This is a genomic window from Oligoflexus tunisiensis (assembly GCF_001748245.1).
Taxonomy (GTDB): Bacteria; Bdellovibrionota_B; Oligoflexia; order Oligoflexales; family Oligoflexaceae; genus Oligoflexus; species Oligoflexus tunisiensis.
In genome coordinates this window covers 4979432-4996461 of record NZ_BDFO01000001.1, presented here as the reverse complement: position 1 = coordinate 4996461, position 17030 = coordinate 4979432, and the positions used below count along the sequence as shown (strand labels likewise).

The window sequence follows — 17030 nt, the reverse complement described above, 5'->3', positions numbered from 1 at the left end:
TCGATCGTGGATGATCTCAAAGAAGGCCAGACAGGTTTTCCAAACCTCGCGTGAGCTGCATATCTATGTGTCGACCCTGTTTTTTGCCCTGCTGATTTTTTTCAGCATCACGGGGATTCTGCTCAATCACACGAGCTGGATGGCCTCCGATGCGCGCGAGGGGGAACGCGAAATCGAAGTTCCCGCCGCACTCCAAAAGGAATGGGAGAACGCGGTCTGGGATCCGGATGCCGAACCGGTGTCGGTCGTGGAACTGAAAAAGTTTCTGCGGACGACCTATGGCCTGGAGCAGCCCAAGGAACTGAAGTTTGATCATGAATTTCGCGAGATCACTCTCGACTATCAGACCCCTTCCGCCTATGCCTTCGTCACGGTGAGGACAGAGGAAAAAAAGATCCTGCTGGAATTTCGACAGTTTGGTTTTTGGCAGGTCATGGGGGATCTGCACAAAGGCCGGAACAGCGGGAAAGCCTGGTCCTGGGTGATCGATGTGTCGGCGCTCGCGATGATTTTCTTCAGTCTGACCGGTATGGTGATCCTGGTCCAAAATATGAAATACCGTCGTATCGGTCTTGTCCTTTGCGTGGCGGGTCTGTTCCTGCCATGGATGATTTACTATTTTCTTGTTCCTCGATTGACTGGAGTCTGACGTGAAAGCACGCTTGTTACTGGGGTTCTGGCTGAGCACGAGCGCCACTCTTATGCCGGCTCAGACCCCGAAGGATCTTGAGATTGAAATTGAATTGCCGGATATCAAAGTGGAACCCTATCACCGCCCCTATGTGGCCATCTGGCTGGAAACGCCGGATCGCAAAGCGGTCTCCACGATCGCTCTCTGGTGGCAGAAGGATACCTGGCTCAAGGATTTGCGGCAGTGGTGGCGCCGAGTCGGGAAGGAATCGCTGGCCGGGATTGATGGTTACAGCGGGGCCACGCGCAAGCCGGGCACGTACAAAATCAATTGGAAACCTGTCGATCAAAAGGGCAAGCCCCTCCCGGCTGGATCCTACGTCTTGAATTTCGAAGCTTCGCGTGAGGAAGGCGGTCGCGATCATGTGAAGCAGACCATCGAACTGGGGCGCAAGCAGGAGATCAAAATTCCTGCCACCAAGGAATTGGGTGTCATCAGTCTGAACATTCCCGCTTTGTAAATTTCATTCGGAGGTTTTGTTATGGTGAGCCCTGGACTATTGATACACAAGGCCTGCATCGCCGGCTGCCTGCTTCTCCTGAGCCGCCCTGCGTTGGCCCACAGCCGCTGGATCCTGCCGAGTCACACCGTTCTTTCCGGTCAGGAGGCTGAGTCTGTGTCCCTGGATGTCAGCGTCTCGAATGAAATTTTTTTCCCTGATCTGCCATTGGGCGGCCCATCCAAGGCCCCAGCAGACGGGAAGAAAAAGGGTCCTCCCCGGCCGGACGTGAAACTGCAGGTGAAGCTTCCGGATGGCAAAACCAGGGATATTCCCGTCACGCCAATGGGACGAAAAAGTGTGGGCACCTGGCTGCTGGACCAGTCCGGAACCTTCCGCTTCACGATCTTCCAGGATGGCATGAAGTTCACGGAGTTCGAATCCGCCACAGGAAAACCGGAACGGCGCTTTGGTGAGTTTGTCGCGGCCGCTCAGCTCCCAAGTGGCAGCAAGAACATCAAACACGTGCGCTATTTTGCTCGCATTGAGACCTTTGTCAGTCGCAATGGGCAGGCCGGCAAGGCTCTGGACGGGGACGGCAAGGGCATGGAGGTGAAATTGTCCTCCCATCCGAATGATCTTTTCACGGGCGAAACCACCGACATGCAAATTCTGATCGCCGGCAAGCCGATTGAAAAGGGTGTGACCTTGAACCTGATACCGGGAGGGACGCGTCATCGCAACGATCGCGAAACGGTGACCCTGACGACCAATGACAAAGGAGTCGTCTCCATCAAGTGGCCCAAGGCCGGCTTTTACCTTCTGGAAGCCGAATACGCCCGTCCAGGGAAGACGCCGCTCGAGGAGGATCGCTACTCGCTGTTTGTGACGCTTGAGGTCTTCCCGAGCTGAAGCGCCGATATCGTCTTTTAAAAGGCCGTCCGACCCCCTATATTAAATGCATAGGGGGAGGACTCGCATGACCCATCGCAAATCGACGTTCCAAAATGCAGCGGCACTTGGCCAGGCCATCGCCTTTGCCCGGGGCGAAAAGAAGGTCCCACTGGTCATTCGGAACGCGCAGTGGCTGGACGTTTTTTCCGGACAATTTCGCAGCGGAGACCTGGCTCTGGCCGATGGCATGATCGTCGGCGTGGGCGAAACTTATGAAGCCGAACAGGTCATCGATGCCAAGGGCCTCTTTGCAGTGCCCGGGTTTATCGACAGTCACGTGCATGTCGAAAGCAGTCTGATGACACCCGCCCGTTTTCAGGAGGCCGCGCTGCCCAGCGGCACCACCACGGCCATCTGGGATCCGCATGAAATAGCCAATGTACTGGGCATGGAGGGCATTCACTGGGCCCTGGATGCCGTGCAAAATCTTCGGATCGATATCCATGTGATGGTGCCGAGCTGTGTGCCGAGCACCAGCCCCGAACTCGAATTCGAATCCAGCGGTGCCACGTTGAAAGCCGCTGATCTACAGTCCCTGGTGGGACATCCGCGTGTGCTTGGCCTCGCTGAGATGATGAATTTCCCCGGTCTTCTGCATCGCGATCCGGATATCATGCAAAAACTTTTGGACTTTGGTCCGCTGCGTTTGGATGGACACTGCCCTGGCTTAAGTGGCAAGGATTTGAATGCCTATGCGGTCGCCGGCATTCACAGCTGTCATGAGAGCACGACTCTGCACGAAGCCCGCGAAAAACTCAGCAAGGGCATTCACGTTTTGATTCGGGAAGGATCATGCGCGAAGGATGCCGACGCGCTGCTGCCGCTGCTGGATGCCTGGTCATCGGCGACGGTCGGGCTTTGCAGTGACGATCGCAATCCGCTCGATATCCTCGAGGAAGGTCACATCAGTTTTATCATCCATAAGGCCCTTACCAGCGGCACGGAGCCTGCCGATATCTTCCGTGCGGCCAGCTTTGCCACGGCCCGGCTCTATGGTCTGCACGATCGCGGTGCGCTTGCGCCGGGATACCTGGCGGATATCTGTCTGGTGGAAAGAAAAGGCCAGACCTGGCGTGAGGGCATGCGCCTCCATTCGGTCATCAAACGCGGCCAGGTGGTGAATGCAGACGAGCTGAAAAAACAGCGTTCGCCGCTGCCCCAAGCCAGCCGCAAAAATCTCAATCTGCCGGCTCCCCAGCTGAGCGATTTCGCCATCACCGCCCCGGGCTCCACTGCAACTGTGCGGGTGATTGAAGTCATTCCCCAGCAGATCCTCACGCGCGAAAGCCGGGCCACACTCAAGGTTCAGCAGGGAAAAATCCAGGCGGATCCCACCCAGGATATCCTGAAAATCGCAGTGCTCGAACGCCACCATCAACGCGGCTTTCGATCTTCGGCCTTTGTGCAGGGTTTTGGCCTTCGTCATGGGGCGATCGCCACCAGCATCAATCATGATTCGCACAATATCATCGTGGTGGGCTCCAGTGATGAACTCATGCTGGCCGCTGTCGAGGATTTGATTCGCATCGATGGAGGCATTGTGGTGCGCTCGGATAAGGGCGCCCAGGCAGCGCTGGCTCTGCCGATCGCCGGCCTCATGACCGATAGCAGTCCTGAGGCTGTGGCCCAGGCGCTGCGGGAACTGAAAGCGCTGGCCCGAAACATCGGCTGCGTTCTGAGTGAACCCTTTCTGCAGCTTTCCTTCCTGGCCCTTCCGGTCATTCCGAGTCTCAAGATTACCGACCGGGGATTGATCGATGTGCAGGCGTTCTGTAAGGTGCCCGTGGTTCTTGAGACCCCTTGAGTGCGAAAGGTTCACGCATGAACATCCTTGTGATCAATTGTGGCAGCTCGTCGCTTAAATTCCAGCTGATCGAAATGCAGGAACAAGGGGAAAAGGCCCTGGCTCAGGGTGTGGTGGAAAGAATCGGCGGCGAGGCGCTCCTGACCCTGCGAGCCGGTGCCCGCCGGATCCGCAAGTCGGCTCCGGTGCGCCGGATGCGTGATGCCCTGGCGCTGGTTTTGGAATGGCTGGTGTCCCCGGAATCGGATGGGCCGGTGATCCCAACTCTTGCTGCCATTCATGCAGTGGGCCATCGCGTGGTGCATGGCGGTGAAAAATTTCGATCCTCAGTGCGTATCAACGCCACAGTCATGACCGGACTGGAGGACTGCATCGACCTCGCTCCCATCCACAATCCGGCCAACATCAATGGAATTCGAGCCGTGCAGGAGATCCTGGGCAGTGAAATTCCGCAGATCGCTGTCTTTGATACCTCCTTTCATCTGACCATGCCTGAGCCGGCCTGGATGTATGCGATTCCTTATTCCCTCTATCGGCGCCACAAGATTCGGCGCTATGGTTTTCACGGAACATCGTGCCGCTTTGTGAGCCAGCGTTATCGTGAACTCACAGGACGCAGCGAAGCGGACACCAATCTGATTCTCTTTCATCTCGGCAACGGCTGTTCGGTGACGGCGATCGTCCATGGAGTCTCGGTGGACACGTCCATGGGGATGACGCCTCTGGAAGGGCTGATGATGGGCACGCGGTCCGGTGATGTGGATCCCGCGGTGTTGGAATTGATCGCCGACAAGGAAGGCATGAATGTCCATGAAATCGAAGGGCTTCTGAATAAACAGTCGGGGCTCCTCGGCATTTCCGGTCTGACCCATGACATGCGCGATCTTCTGGAAGAGGTGCAGGAAAACGGCGATCGGCGCGCGCAGCTGGCCATTGATATGTTCTGCTATCGCGCCCGCAAATATCTGGGCGCTTATATGGTGGGCACCAGCGGGGTTGATGCCGTGGTGTTCACCGGCGGTATCGGCGAAAACTCGGATGTGGTGCGCGAGCAGATCCTGCGCGGCCTGCATCGCTTTGGAATTGACCTGGATCCGGTACGGAATGCAGAAACGGTTGGCAGTCGCGAGGGTAAAATCAGTCGCGACGGCTTAAGTCCCGAGGTTTGGGTGATCCCGACCAATGAGGAACTCATGATTGCCCGGGATGTGCGGCAGCTGGTGAAGACCTGATGACCGCAGGCTTTCCCATCCTCTTTGAAGACGAGGATCTGATCGTCATCCATAAGCCCGCGGGCATCCTGGTGCATCGCAGTGAAGCGACGTCGCGGCAGGAACCGGCTGTGCTGCAGATCATGCGTGGGGTCGCAGGGCAGCATCTTTATCCCGTACATCGCCTCGATCGTCCGACCTCAGGAGTTCTGGTGCTGGCCCGCAGTCGGGAGATGGCATCGCAGCTCGGGCGGCAGTGGATGGAGCAGCGCTGTGACAAGACCTACTTCGCGGTGGTCCGCGGCTGGGCTCCGGAACAGTCGATAATTGATCATCCTCTGACCGATCCGGACGATCCCACAGCGCCCGCTCAGGAGGCGGTCACGCACCTCAGGCGACTCGCGACCGTGGAGCTGGATCATGCGGTCGATCGCTATCCCAGGGCGCGTTACAGTTTGTGTGAAATGCAACCCGAAACAGGGCGGCGGCATCAGCTGCGCCGCCACTGCAAGTCGATTTTTCATCCGATCATCGGTGATACCGTTTATGGGCATGGCGTGCACAATCGTTTTTTTCGGGAGGCATTCGGTGTGTCCCGTCTGCTGCTGCATCATCGGTTTTTGGAGATCGATCATCCACGTCATGGGCAGCGCCTGAGACTGGAGGCCCCGCTGGATGAGGAGTGGCGGCGTCTGTTTGCACGCTTTGGCTGGACATAACGGCCGGGTTTGGCAGAGTCACCTTTACCCGCGAACCTGTCTATGGTACATCCCGGATTGGATAATATTGCCAGTACCACCCCGGGAAGCTTCATGAAAGTGTTTCTTGTTCTGCCGACCTATAATGAACGAGCCAATATAGGCAGAATGATCAGCAGTCTGGATCAGGTCTTTCAAACTCTTCGACATGACATGAATATTCTGGTGGTGGATGACAATTCACCGGATGGCACCCAGGACGTGGTGCGTGAATACCAGACCACGCGCCCGTACCTGCATCTCATCACGGGACAGAAACAGGGTCTGGGCAAGGCCTATATTCGCGGCATGGAGGAGGCTCTGCGCCTGGGAGCCGATGCGGTCTTTGAAATGGATTCGGATTTTTCCCACGATCCCTGGGATGTGCCGCGCCTTTTGAAAGCGCTGGAGGATGGTGCTGATTTTGTGATCGGCAGCCGCTATGTGCCGGGTGGCAGCATCCCTGCGGAATGGAGCACCTACCGGAAACTCAATTCGAAGTTCGGCAATATCGTGGCCCGTTATGTGGCCGGCATTTATCCGGTACGCGATTGCACCGCCGGTTTTCGCTGCATTCGAGCCAGGGTTCTGCAGGATGTGGATCTCGCTACGATTCGCACGCAGGGCTATGGTTTTCAGGTTTCCCTTCTGCATGCCGCCTATATCAGCGGCGCGCGCATCCGGGAAATTCCGGTGAAGTTCACCGATCGGGTGGAAGGCGAATCGAAGCTTGGTTTTCAGGATATCATTGAATTCATCGTCAATGCCTGGTCCATTCGCTTGCGCGGCCTGGAAACCTTTGCCAGGTTCTGCGTGGTGGGGTTCTCCGGTGTGATTGTGAACCTTGGTCTGTTTTCGCTGCTGCATGCGGCCGGGCTTTCGAAATACATCGCGTCGCCTTTGGCGATTGAAGCTTCGATCCTTTGGAATTTCACCTTGAATCATAAGTGGACCTTTGCCCAACGGCAGAATCAGCGGCGGACGGCCATCAAAGGTCTGCAGTTCAATCTGGTTTCCCTCGTCTCCCTTGGCATCAGCTTTGGAACCTTCGTCCTGCTTTCGCATCTTTTCCCGGAAGGCAGTCCCCATCTCTTTCAGGTGTGCGGTATTATTCCAGCGACTGCTGTGAACTATTTCCTCAATTCCTATTGGACCTTTGTCGATCGCGGCCGGGTTGTGTCCGATGGGACGCCTGCTTCTGAGACGCCTTCGCGTCATTAGGGTGCACCAGCAATATTCCTGCGACTTCAGCATCCCTTGTCTGCACGGGTCTTGCAAAACCGTGCCTGGTCTGTGTTCAAACAGGCTCGATCGATCACAATAAGGGATAAAGTCGTGAAGAAGCAGCTTGTGTTTTCCGTGTTGGTCCTGGCCGGGCTGGGTGTCGGTTGTTCCACAGTGCATGTCACCCGCGTGCAGCCGGGTCGTGGGGGTGAGCTGGCGGTTCAGGAAGGAATCTTTGGCGAACCCGCTCATGTGAAAGCGGAACGTGTGATGCAGGGTCACTGTCCGGATGGTTATGTGATCGAGGAAGCGGCGGACGTCAAGGTCGGTTCCACCACGGTCACGCAGTCGGAAACCGCGGGCCGGGCCTCCGGAAAGAATGTCGCAGCCTCCTCCACCTCGGTGTCGGAAACCCGGGATAAAACAGAACGACGTATCACCTGGAAGTGCCAGCCGGTTGCTGCTGAGGTTGCACCTGTGTCTGCGGCGACCCCCGTTCCCGCAGAGGCCCCTTCCCGGGAAGCACCGGCCGATCCCCAGCCGACCAGTGAAACGCCAACCTTCAGCGGTCTGCAGCCGACCGGCTGGAACGCCGATTTTTCCGTCGGTCGCCGCTGGTACAAACCCGAGGATCGCAGCGTCGCGAACTTTCATTCCACCAATTTTGAAGCCCGTATCCTGTCTGTCCTCCATCCTGCCCTCGAAGTCGGTGGCATTATGCATGTAGATGGTTATGACAACGACACCAACGCCGATGATGAGGACTTTACCTCCTCTCTTTTCGAACTCGGTGTGAGCGCGAAAGTGGGCCCACGCTTTGGTGTGTGGAGGCCTTATCTGGTTGGCAATTATTATGTCTTCGGTGGCGGCAATCGCGAGTATGAACGCTCGGTTGGTTTTGTCAGCGAAAAATACGTTGGAAAGAATTATTCAAAAGGTTTGGATGGAGCTCTGGGTCTGGCCTGGCAACTGGGCGAGGGTTCGGTTTATTTTGAGTGGTATCGCTCCGCGCAGCGCGTGATGACGGTCAAGGGCCGCCTCGAGAAACAGATCGTCTATCCGAATGGTGCGGTCCACAGCAGCAGTGAAGGGGAAAAACGCTCCTTCAAAACCCGCTATGATGGTTTTGCTTTGGGCGTGAGCTTTCCCATCAGGAACTGACCGAAGGTATCGCCGAGGGTCCCACTGTCGTTTTAAGGATTGGATTTTGATTGTTTCCCGGGGAACCTTTATGCTTTACGGACATCCAATAAAGAACTGTTTTCAGATCACCAGCTGCGGGTGATAAGGGCAGGATACGATCAGGCGGTATCAGGTACTAGCCGTCGACAATGATGCGCTTACCATGGAAACGACATCTTTTCTGTCACATACCGTAAAACCTTCTTCGGAATATCCAACTGGCAACAGGAGACCCAGGATCCCGCTGCTCAAAAAAAAGGGACCAGAAGGTCCCTTTTTAGAAATGACTGTATTTAGTGGTCAATGTGGATGTGCGGGGTGGAAAATGCTCCCTCCAGTGGGAGGTGTTTCACGGATGGTAACAACTCCGCCTGGCAACGGCGGGGGTGGCGTTCTAGGTGCGCCGCCAGGGCCGGGGCTCGGCCTGCCGGGTTCCCCTCCCTCTCTGCCACGGCCTTCCCAAGCGGCATTGGCATCAATTTTTCTCTGCTCTTCGTTTTGTTTTTCAATTTCAGCTTTTATTTCAGCATCAATCTCTTCACGTTTTCTAAGAAGAGCCTGGTTTGTCTGCTTAAGGTCGTCGCAATCCCAGCCTGCAATAACGCAACCAAGAGCTGCACCTCCGATTGCCCACCAGTTTCCTACCGAACCAAGGGCGGCTGTCGTACACGCAGCAACCAGGAGAATACATCTTCTGGCATTCTTCGCAATATCCCGATCAATCTGAGCAATCTCACTATACCCACCACTATAAGGATCAACCTCCACCCGCTCCACACCAGCTGCCAAAATGGAGTTATAAGCGGCTGCACTGATTGATGCAACCCAGTCGCCGGTAGGACCCCTTTGACGATGGCCATACGGTAAACCGTTAACGCGCGTCATGTCGCGGACGATAAACGTAAAATCTCCGTTTCTCTCTGTTCTGGCAAGAACGCAACCATCAGGTGCTCCTTTCGCGCAGAATTCATAAAAGGTGGTACCGCCGAACCACTTGAGAGCAAATGCATCCGTGCTGGAAAGAGTAACAAAGGCAATAAGTGCAAATATAAATCTCATCGTCATTTCTCCCGCTTATTTGGTGGCTTTGGAAAGCCGGTATTTGAGCGCCCAGAAAGAAGCTTCGACAATCAGAAACGCTTTGATTGCTGAGTCAAGCATTCCAGCATCGAACGCTCCGCCCAGGAACGTTTCCTGTGTCCCCGTGAGCTTTGTGATAATAGCGGTGAGAAGAACTACTCCAAAGATGACCCGAACCACTCTTATTAATTTCAGAATAAAGCGTTGATAATTTTCCACGTGTCATGCACCTCATAAACTGGCTTCCCAAATACGCCAAAAGGCATATACGTGATTTCAATTAACATGTCCAGGAATTCCATGGACACAAGGAATTTATCGTTTTCGGCGTGCAGATTGATCGTTGTTTCAGTGAGTTAAGTTTCGATTCCCCTAACACGCTGTTCTTATGCGACCGGGCACGCGGAATAATGGGAATTTTTAGACACAACATAGTTTTCGTCGGATAAATCCCCATTTTCAATAACCTTTAGGCTGTAAGTCGTGGCAAATCAGACTTGGCGAGCTAAACAGGAAGGCCTGCTCCGTCATTTCGAGAAAAATGACTACACCTATGGCGCCTGTTCCCGGGGGGGGGGACTCCCCACCAATTGTAAAGTGATTTTTGGGGCGGCTGCAACCGGCAGGAGTGCCACCGAGGGGATGACGCCGGGCACAACAAGGAACAAAAGCCTGCCCATCGAAGGCGGCGTCGCTGCGACATCTAGGAACAGCTGGTCAGGCTGCAGTCAAGCGCCCCCTAAGCCATGCTGCTTTTCCCTCAGTGTTAACGAGGGCGATGCTTAATCTAAAATCTTCTGCAGTTCTGAAGGAGGGATTGCTCTTTCGGAGAGGACTTCGTCGAACTTCTGAGCCAGATACCGGAACTTTTCATATACCTCGATATTGTTCCGGGACTTTTCCATGTTTTGAATAATCTGCCCCCTGAAAGCATTTAACGATCCTATGCCTTCAGCTCTCATTTTAGCCATTGTCTCCGTATCTGGAATTTTATCACCATGAACGTAGGAGCTGGGCTTACCAGTTTGGACGACGGTATAACCCTCTAAACCAGAAAACGGATGAAGAATAACTCTGTCGTCAAAATCTCTTTTAAATATCCAGCTGTTACATATCAGAGCAACGCCTTTCCAGAAAAGGAACTCAGCTCCTCCAGGGTCTCGCCGTAAGTCAGCACAAGCCAGTTTCTGTAATCCATCATCAATCAAAATTCGCGGAACCTTACATATTTTCGATTCGAGCTCATAGGCTCTACTTAAAGCCGGACTTACGATTATATCTTGATGGACAAAGCTTTTCCCTTTCGCAACCGCCCCTCGTAGAAAGAGACCATTTTTCAAGAATTGATTTCTAATAAGTTCGATAACGTTCAGGACGCTCCAAATATGGACAACGGAAGAGTTTTCTGACCACACCAAAATACTGTCGCTCAAGATTTTCATCCGTATTTGCTTGTAGGTCGTTGAGCAGAAGTCGTGGACTTGTCTCATGATCTGAAAGATGATGCGAGGAGCTTCGTCCCTGTGCTTCATTAACAGAGAGCGATATCCAAGAACATCGATAAATGCAAAATAGACTTCTTGATATCCAATTTGCTCGGTGGGCAGGTTGTAAGGCGAATTCATGGAGCCAGCCAAAAAATCGCCATGTTGAAGTTCTTCAGGGAGAGTTGGAACTTGATTCATGCAGACACCTTGATTGGATGGTTCAGGTGTCAAGATATGACATAAATGGACCGGAGACAATGGCGAGACTTCGGAAGCCGGGTCGATATTGTCCAAGAACCAACTCCTACCGCCTGATCAACTTGTAGCCGGTAGCTGACCGGCAGACTGACTGCTAAAGGCCAAATTGTGGTGGTTGATTGACCAACCAGATCCTGTTTATTTTTCGTCGGCCCAACGCATTTAGAGCCGGCATATGCAGGTGGCTTGCCTCCAATTTTTTGAATTTACTGAATTAGACCTTCTTGCTTGGTTAGCCCCCCTATCGGGGGAGTTTTATAACTCGGGAATACAGGATGATTCACATGATGAAGTTCCGGCACACGAGAGAGAAATTTTCAGGCCAATGGCACGCATGACGAACAAGCAATACGTACCGGAACACTGACTGGTCATGTATAGACATCTGGGACGGTGTATGCAGCACAAGGAAATTGTGCATCACCGGAATGGCAGGAAGGCGGACAATCGATTCCAGAACCTGGAACTTCAGAATGTGAGCGATCACACAAAGGAACACTGGCAAGTGATCAAGGAAAAGCAAAAGCTGCGTTGCTTATTAGAGAATCTTAGTTGCCAGAAATGTTGCGCGGAAATTTTGAATTCGCTGGATTCCATAAAATAGCCAGTGTGGCGGCGGCGTTGGATGGGCAGGCGCAGCACTTACATTGAGCAGACTCGGAAAGGAATAGGAAGCCAAACCTAGAAAGGCGCAACACTCGGCACCAAGTTTTTCTATCCCACCTGGGCCAGGGTTCAGTTTATTTTGAATGGCATTGCTCCGCGCAGCGCGTGATGACGGTCAAGGGCCGCCTCGAGAAACAGATCGTCTATCCGAATGGTGCGGTCCACAGCAGCAGTGAAGGGGAAAAACGCTCCTTCAAAACCCGCTATGATGGTTTTGCTTTGGGCGTGAGCTTTCCCATCAGGAACTGACCGACGGGAGCGCCCTATTGTGGTGCTGTTTGTTTCCAGGACAGGACTTCATAATCCGTGCGCGTCTGGGACCCATTGAAATTAAAAACACAGCCCGGTGAACCTTGTTTCAATGACCCTGGGGTCTGTTCGACAACCACGCCATCGGCCTGCGTTCCGCGGCATGAATAGAGCGGCTGACCGGTCGCATCATAGCCTGAGACGTAGGCGTTGGAATGCAGTTGGCCGTTGGATGCCGGGAGCCATTCGAAATATTCAGCGAATGCGCCCGCGTTGATGACGAGCACGTCGCTCTTATAGAGAACACTCAGGCCATCGCTGGAATTGGAGACGATGGAAACCCCGTTGGACGCTGCGTAGCAGATGGATTTATTATTCGGGTCATTAAAATGAGCGGCCAGCAGGCCCGGTATGACTTCATTTCCATAATGGACACGGCAGATATAGAGATTTCGTGCGCCCTCGTTTTCGGTCCCTCCCACCACGGCCTGGGTCGGAATTTTGGCTCCATCCAATGGCAGCCATTGAACAAGGGAATGGCGGATCGTTGATGACTCCTGACGGTTGATACGCCCAGCGTCCTCAACTTCCAATGTGAATGAGATGGAACCCATTTGGGCGAGAACGTCGGACAGGGTTGGGCCTTTGACCGTGAACTGCACGTGCCAGTCGGGGTTGTCCGGCAATTCCTGAACTGTCAAAGCCAGAGTGCTTTGGGCTGGAGTCTTATAGGTCCATCGAGGGTTCGTATAAGTGCCGACCAGATTGACTTTGCCGTTGGAAATCTCGTCCTTCAGGCCGCAGTTGACCAGGACTTCCGGAAGAGAGGCCGTCGCAGGCCTGGCTTCCGAGCAGGCCAGATAGGCTCCTGAAATATTCGCAGGAGGCGAGACCTCTTCAATTGTTTCGCTCGGTAAGGTTCCTTCGGTGCCTTGAAGCGGCGTCTCATCCGGAGAAAGCTGCTCGATATCATTGTTGTGCTCAATACCCTCGCCGGGAACCACCGGTCCTTTCAACTTGGAGTTGCTGCAGGACGGGCCTGCAAAGGTGATTGCGCTGAAGAGTATTATGGGTCGCAGCACCAGAAACTCCAAATCTTGAAAAAATGTGTTCCCTATCTATCGGTGCTCCCGGAAGCCTTATTGAGGAAAGGTAGAAAGCCCCTTCATATCAGGGGCTTAATACTAAACTTCAGCGGGTCTTATTCCCCGCTCTTGCCGTAATTTTTCAAGGCCCGGGCACTGGGATCATTCACCGCGCATCCATCCCAGCTCGCGTTGGGCATCCAGTAACCTGGAATCAGCTCCGCGCGGCCCGGATAATATTTTTCAAAAATCCGGCGGTAGAGCAGCGCCTCCTTGGTGAAAGGCGTATGGATCGGGAACTCGCGGGCAGCGCCGTCCAGTTCCTCGGAACGGATGACCTTGTCGGCAAAGGCCTTGAGGGTATCGACCATGCTGTGTCCGACGGCATCGGAAAACGCGGCTTTTTCCCGATACAGAATGCTGTCCGGAAGAAGGCCCGTGCCGGCGAAGGCCTCACGCAAAAGGGCTTTGCCCATGCCGGTGCGATTCATTTTCCATTCCGGATCAATCGCCATCACGGCATCCACAAAATCAAGATCACCGAAGGGCACGCGTGCTTCCAGGCCGTGCGAGCTGATGCTACGATCGGCGCGCAGCACATCGTAGCAGTGGATTTCGTGAATGCGTTTTTGGGCCTCCGCCTGGAAAGCCGCGGCATCAGGAGCAAAGTCGGTGTATTTGTAGCCGAAGAGCTCATCGCTGACTTCGCCCGTCAGCAGCACCTTCACCGCGCTCTGTTTGCGAATCGCCCGGCAGACGATGTACATGCCGATGGCAGCCCGCACGGTGGTGATGTCCCAGGTTTCGAGCTGACGGATGACCTCCTCGAGGATCGAGACGGCTTCATCCAATTCGAAATAGATCTCATGATGATCGGAGCCGATGAACTTCGCCACCTCCGCTGCGTATTTCATATCGATAGGGCCGACCGTACAGCCCACGGCGAAGGTCTGGAGCCTGTGCCCGGCGAGGCGTGTGGCCAGAGCTGCCACCAGCGAGGAATCCAATCCGCCACTCAGAAGGCAGCCCAGCTCGCGATCGGAATGAAGACGTTTGCGCACGGCTTCGGTCAGCTTTTCGCGGATCACGGGCGCCAGGTCCTCGCGCCTTGCATAGGAGCGCGGCGCCTGATGAATCATCGAGCGATAGGAGCGGAAGGTATAACCATCAAAGTAGTGCCCGGGCGGAACCGGTTTCACCTCAAGACAGATCTCATGCAGAGCCTTGACTTCCGAGGCAAAGGCGATCTCGCCTGGCACTTCGGTCGTTCCATAGAACAGCGGACGAATGCCGATCGGGTCACGCGCCGCCCAGAGCGATTGCCGCTCGCTGTCGTAATAAACCAGGGCAAATTCCGCATCGAGTTCCCGCATGGCGATGGCAAATCCGTCCTCATGAATCAGCGGGAGGAGGACCTCACAGTCCGAATGGGAGTGAAAGGGAAAGGAACCTTCCAGACGGGCCCGCAGCGCGTCGGCATTGTAGATTTCGCCATTGCAAATCAGCGCATCTTTGTTCGCCGGATGATGGAAGGGCTGCTGACCGGCCACGGACAGGTCCATGATGGCAAGGCGATGAAAGCCAAACCAGACCCCGGGCCGGATGCATTCAAAGCTGGATCGGTCCGGACCTCGGTGCTGCAGGGTGGCGAAGGCGGTTTCCAGTTCCTCGGGGGAGCGGCTATGACCGAAAAAGGCGAATATTCCACACATACACGTTATTCCTTGCTGCAGTTCCTCAGTGTAACCCGCGCCGCTGGGCTCGGGCGTCTGTCAGGTGTAGGAAATGGCGCAAAATCCTGCAAAAGGAATCAGCCTGGAGCGTGAAAATTTAAATATGAACCCAATGGCAGCCTATAAATATGAATGAAACTGTAAAAAATATGGTCTAAATTGAAGGCATATCATGGCCCGACCTGGCGATCGGGCGCTATTTTGCTCTTGCCGGCTCCCAGGGGGCTGTTTCACAATACAGAATCCTTCACAGAGGAGTGCTTTGTGACCTTGCGCGACCAACTCGATGCCACTGATCGACAGATTCTGATGGCTTTGCAGCATGATGTACGCACGCCCTATCAGGATATTGCCGAGCGTCTGAGCATTTCAACCGGCACCGTGCATAACCGCATCAAGCGTCTGACCCAGCTGGGTGTCCTGGGCGATGCGCGGGCCGAGATCCATATCGATAAACTCGGTTATTCGCTCTTTGCTTTTATCGGCATTTCCCTGAAGGAAGCCTCCCGGATGGAAGCGGTGCAGAAACGTCTGGCGGCGATTCCGGAGGTGCTGGAAAGTTACTTCACGACCGGCGAATTCTCCTTGATCGTCAAACTCGTTGTGCGGCAGACCTCAGAACTCTATCACATCCTGACCGAAAAAATTCAGCGGATCCCTGATATTCAGTCCACCTATACCTATGTTGTGCTGGAAACCTTGATGCGGCGTGATTTGAATCTGACGCGTGTGGATAAAACCTGAGGGGGCCCCTTTGCAGGAAGATCAGGTATTCGAATGGATTCTGAACTACTGGCCTTACGTCTTTACCGTGGTGACGTCCGCGCTTTCCCTGTGGGCGGCATTCCATGCGGTGCTGTGGAAGCGCGATGTCCGCTCGGCTCTGGGCTGGGCCGGTCTGATCCTCCTGTCCCCTGGGGTGGGTGCGGTTCTTTATTTTCTTTTCGGGATCAATCGGGTTCGCCGCAAGGCCATGGCCCTGCGGGCCTCGCGAGAGAAATTCCGCCTGAGCCTCTCCGCTTTTTCCATGCCTGTGGAGGAACTCAACCTCAAATTCCAGCCCGATGGCGAAGCCCTTGTGCAGATTGCCAACGCTGTCAGCTGCGTGGTGAATCGCCCCCTGCTGGCCGGCAATCAGATCGATGTGCTGGAAAATGGTGAGGAAGCCTTTCCCGCCATGCTCGAAGCCATTCGCCAGGCTCAGCATTCCATTACTCTCGTGACCTATATCTTTTCCTATGATGCTCTCGGCCGGGCCTTTGTCGATGAGCTGGCCCTCGCGGTGCAGCGCGGGGTGCACGTGCGGATTTTGATCGATGCGGTGGGCGTGCGCTATCACTTTCCTTCGGTGTATCGCATGCTGCGAAAACGCGGGGTGCCGACGGCCCTCTTCATTCCCATTCATCATATCAGCGTGTTTAACCTGCGCACGCATCGCAAGATCTGTGTCATCGACGGCCAGATCGGATTTACCGGCGGCATGAATATTCGCGTGAATCATGTGCTCTCCGCACCGAGTCCCATGCCCACGGCGGATGTTCACTTTCGTCTGGAAGGCCCCATCGTGGGACAGCTGCAGGAGGTCTTTGCCGAAGACTGGCTTTTCAGCACCGGCGAAAGCCTGCAGGGGGATCGCTGGTTCCGTCCTCTGCGCATCTCGGGGGATGTGATCTGCCGCGGCATCGCGGATGGACCGGATGAAACCAGTCATGCCCTGGCGTGGGCTCTGCAGGCGGCGATCTCGTCAGCGAAAAAAAGAGTGCGGATCGTGACGCCTTACTTTTTACCCGATATGGCGCTGGCCACAGCGCTGGGTGTGGCCGCCACCCGTGGGATTGAAATCGATATCATCATCCCGGCCCGCAATAATCTGCGGCTCGTGCAGTGGGCTTCGGTGGCTCAGCTCTGGCAGGTCGTGACCTTTGGCTGTCGGGTTTGGGTGACGCCGCCGCCCTTTGATCATGCGAAACTGATGACTGTGGATGGACGCTGGAGTCTGATCGGCTCCACCAACTGGGATCCACGTTCGCTGCGTTTGAATTTTGAATTCAACTGTGAAGCCTATGATACACACTTTACCGCGAAACTGGACGCGCTCATCGAGGAGCGTCTGACCCGGGCGCGGCGTTTGAATCTGGATGAACTGCAGGCCCGGCCGCTACCGGTCCGCATCCGGGATGGTCTGGCGAGACTGGTCTCGCCCTACCTTTAGCTCCTTTCACTGGTATAT

At 54.8% G+C, this 17030-nt stretch carries 17 protein-coding genes; 12 read left to right on the top strand and 5 right to left on the bottom strand.

Annotation, left to right across the window (positions count from 1 at the left end):
- Positions 1–10: 10 nt before the first annotated feature.
- From OLTU_RS20565 to OLTU_RS20530, 8 genes are all read left to right on the top strand, one after another.
- Complete coding sequence (locus tag OLTU_RS20565) at positions 11–649, top strand: PepSY-associated TM helix domain-containing protein (protein ID WP_176736809.1); 639 nt, start codon at positions 11–13, stop codon at positions 647–649.
- A gap of 1 nt (position 650) precedes the next feature.
- A complete protein-coding gene (locus OLTU_RS20560) occupies positions 651–1151 on the top strand; it encodes a DUF2271 domain-containing protein (RefSeq protein ID WP_141734626.1) in 501 nt (166 codons plus the stop codon).
- 21 nt (positions 1152–1172) lie between these two features.
- Entirely contained in the window at positions 1173–2042 is an 870-nt protein-coding gene (locus OLTU_RS20555; protein WP_141734625.1) for a DUF4198 domain-containing protein, read from the top strand.
- A gap of 67 nt (positions 2043–2109) precedes the next feature.
- The gene (gene ade, locus OLTU_RS20550) at positions 2110–3888 is read left to right on the top strand and encodes an adenine deaminase (protein WP_176736808.1); all 1779 of its coding nucleotides are present in this window, start codon (positions 2110–2112) and stop codon (positions 3886–3888) included.
- A 17-nt stretch (positions 3889–3905) separates the two neighbouring features.
- Positions 3906–5120: an acetate/propionate family kinase gene (locus OLTU_RS20545; RefSeq protein WP_141736832.1), complete on the top strand. Its 1215-nt coding sequence runs from the start codon at positions 3906–3908 to the stop codon at positions 5118–5120.
- The gene (locus tag OLTU_RS20540) at positions 5120–5818 is read left to right on the top strand and encodes a pseudouridine synthase (protein ID WP_141734623.1); all 699 of its coding nucleotides are present in this window, start codon (positions 5120–5122) and stop codon (positions 5816–5818) included. The genes OLTU_RS20545 and OLTU_RS20540 overlap by 1 nt, the downstream gene beginning before the upstream one ends.
- A gap of 93 nt (positions 5819–5911) precedes the next feature.
- On the top strand, positions 5912–7057 hold the full coding sequence (locus OLTU_RS20535; protein WP_141734622.1) for a GtrA family protein: 1146 nt from the start codon (positions 5912–5914) through the stop codon (positions 7055–7057).
- A 114-nt stretch (positions 7058–7171) separates the two neighbouring features.
- Positions 7172–8221: a hypothetical protein gene (locus tag OLTU_RS20530; protein WP_141734621.1), complete on the top strand. Its 1050-nt coding sequence runs from the start codon at positions 7172–7174 to the stop codon at positions 8219–8221.
- A gap of 321 nt (positions 8222–8542) precedes the next feature.
- Here the strand turns inward: OLTU_RS20530 and OLTU_RS20525 are convergent, their stop codons facing one another.
- From OLTU_RS20525 to OLTU_RS20515, 3 genes are all read right to left on the bottom strand, one after another.
- Positions 8543–9301, bottom strand: coding sequence for a hypothetical protein (locus tag OLTU_RS20525; RefSeq protein ID WP_141734620.1), 759 nt, complete (start codon positions 9299–9301; stop codon positions 8543–8545).
- 15 nt (positions 9302–9316) lie between these two features.
- Positions 9317–9541, bottom strand: coding sequence for a hypothetical protein (locus OLTU_RS20520; protein WP_141734619.1), 225 nt, complete (start codon positions 9539–9541; stop codon positions 9317–9319).
- Positions 9542–10104: 563 nt separating this feature from the next.
- Complete coding sequence (locus tag OLTU_RS20515; RefSeq protein WP_218110163.1) at positions 10105–11007, bottom strand: hypothetical protein; 903 nt, start codon at positions 11005–11007, stop codon at positions 10105–10107.
- Between the two features lie 433 nt (positions 11008–11440).
- On the opposite strand from OLTU_RS20515, the gene OLTU_RS33260 reads away from it, so the two are divergent.
- Positions 11441–11671 (top strand): HNH endonuclease, encoded by a 231-nt coding sequence (locus OLTU_RS33260; protein ID WP_141734617.1) that lies wholly within the window; start codon positions 11441–11443, stop codon positions 11669–11671.
- Between the two features lie 167 nt (positions 11672–11838).
- Positions 11839–11982, top strand: a complete 144-nt coding sequence (locus OLTU_RS32015; protein WP_218110162.1) for a hypothetical protein — start codon at positions 11839–11841, stop codon at positions 11980–11982.
- A gap of 14 nt (positions 11983–11996) precedes the next feature.
- On the opposite strand, the gene OLTU_RS20505 is transcribed toward OLTU_RS32015, so the two are convergent.
- Both OLTU_RS20505 and asnB read right to left on the bottom strand, forming a co-directional pair.
- Positions 11997–13064, bottom strand: coding sequence for a DM9 repeat-containing protein (locus OLTU_RS20505; RefSeq protein ID WP_141734616.1), 1068 nt, complete (start codon positions 13062–13064; stop codon positions 11997–11999).
- 119 nt (positions 13065–13183) lie between these two features.
- Positions 13184–14779, bottom strand: a complete 1596-nt coding sequence (gene asnB / locus OLTU_RS20500) for an asparagine synthase B (RefSeq protein WP_141734615.1) — start codon at positions 14777–14779, stop codon at positions 13184–13186.
- Between the two features lie 285 nt (positions 14780–15064).
- Here asnB and OLTU_RS20495 point away from each other — a divergent pair, with 285 nt between their 5' ends.
- Together OLTU_RS20495 and cls are read left to right on the top strand one after the other, a co-directional pair.
- Positions 15065–15544, top strand: a complete 480-nt coding sequence (locus OLTU_RS20495; protein ID WP_141734614.1) for an Lrp/AsnC family transcriptional regulator — start codon at positions 15065–15067, stop codon at positions 15542–15544.
- A gap of 10 nt (positions 15545–15554) precedes the next feature.
- The gene (gene cls, locus OLTU_RS20490; RefSeq protein ID WP_176736805.1) at positions 15555–17012 is read left to right on the top strand and encodes a cardiolipin synthase; all 1458 of its coding nucleotides are present in this window, start codon (positions 15555–15557) and stop codon (positions 17010–17012) included.
- The last annotated feature ends 18 nt before the right edge of the window (positions 17013–17030 follow it).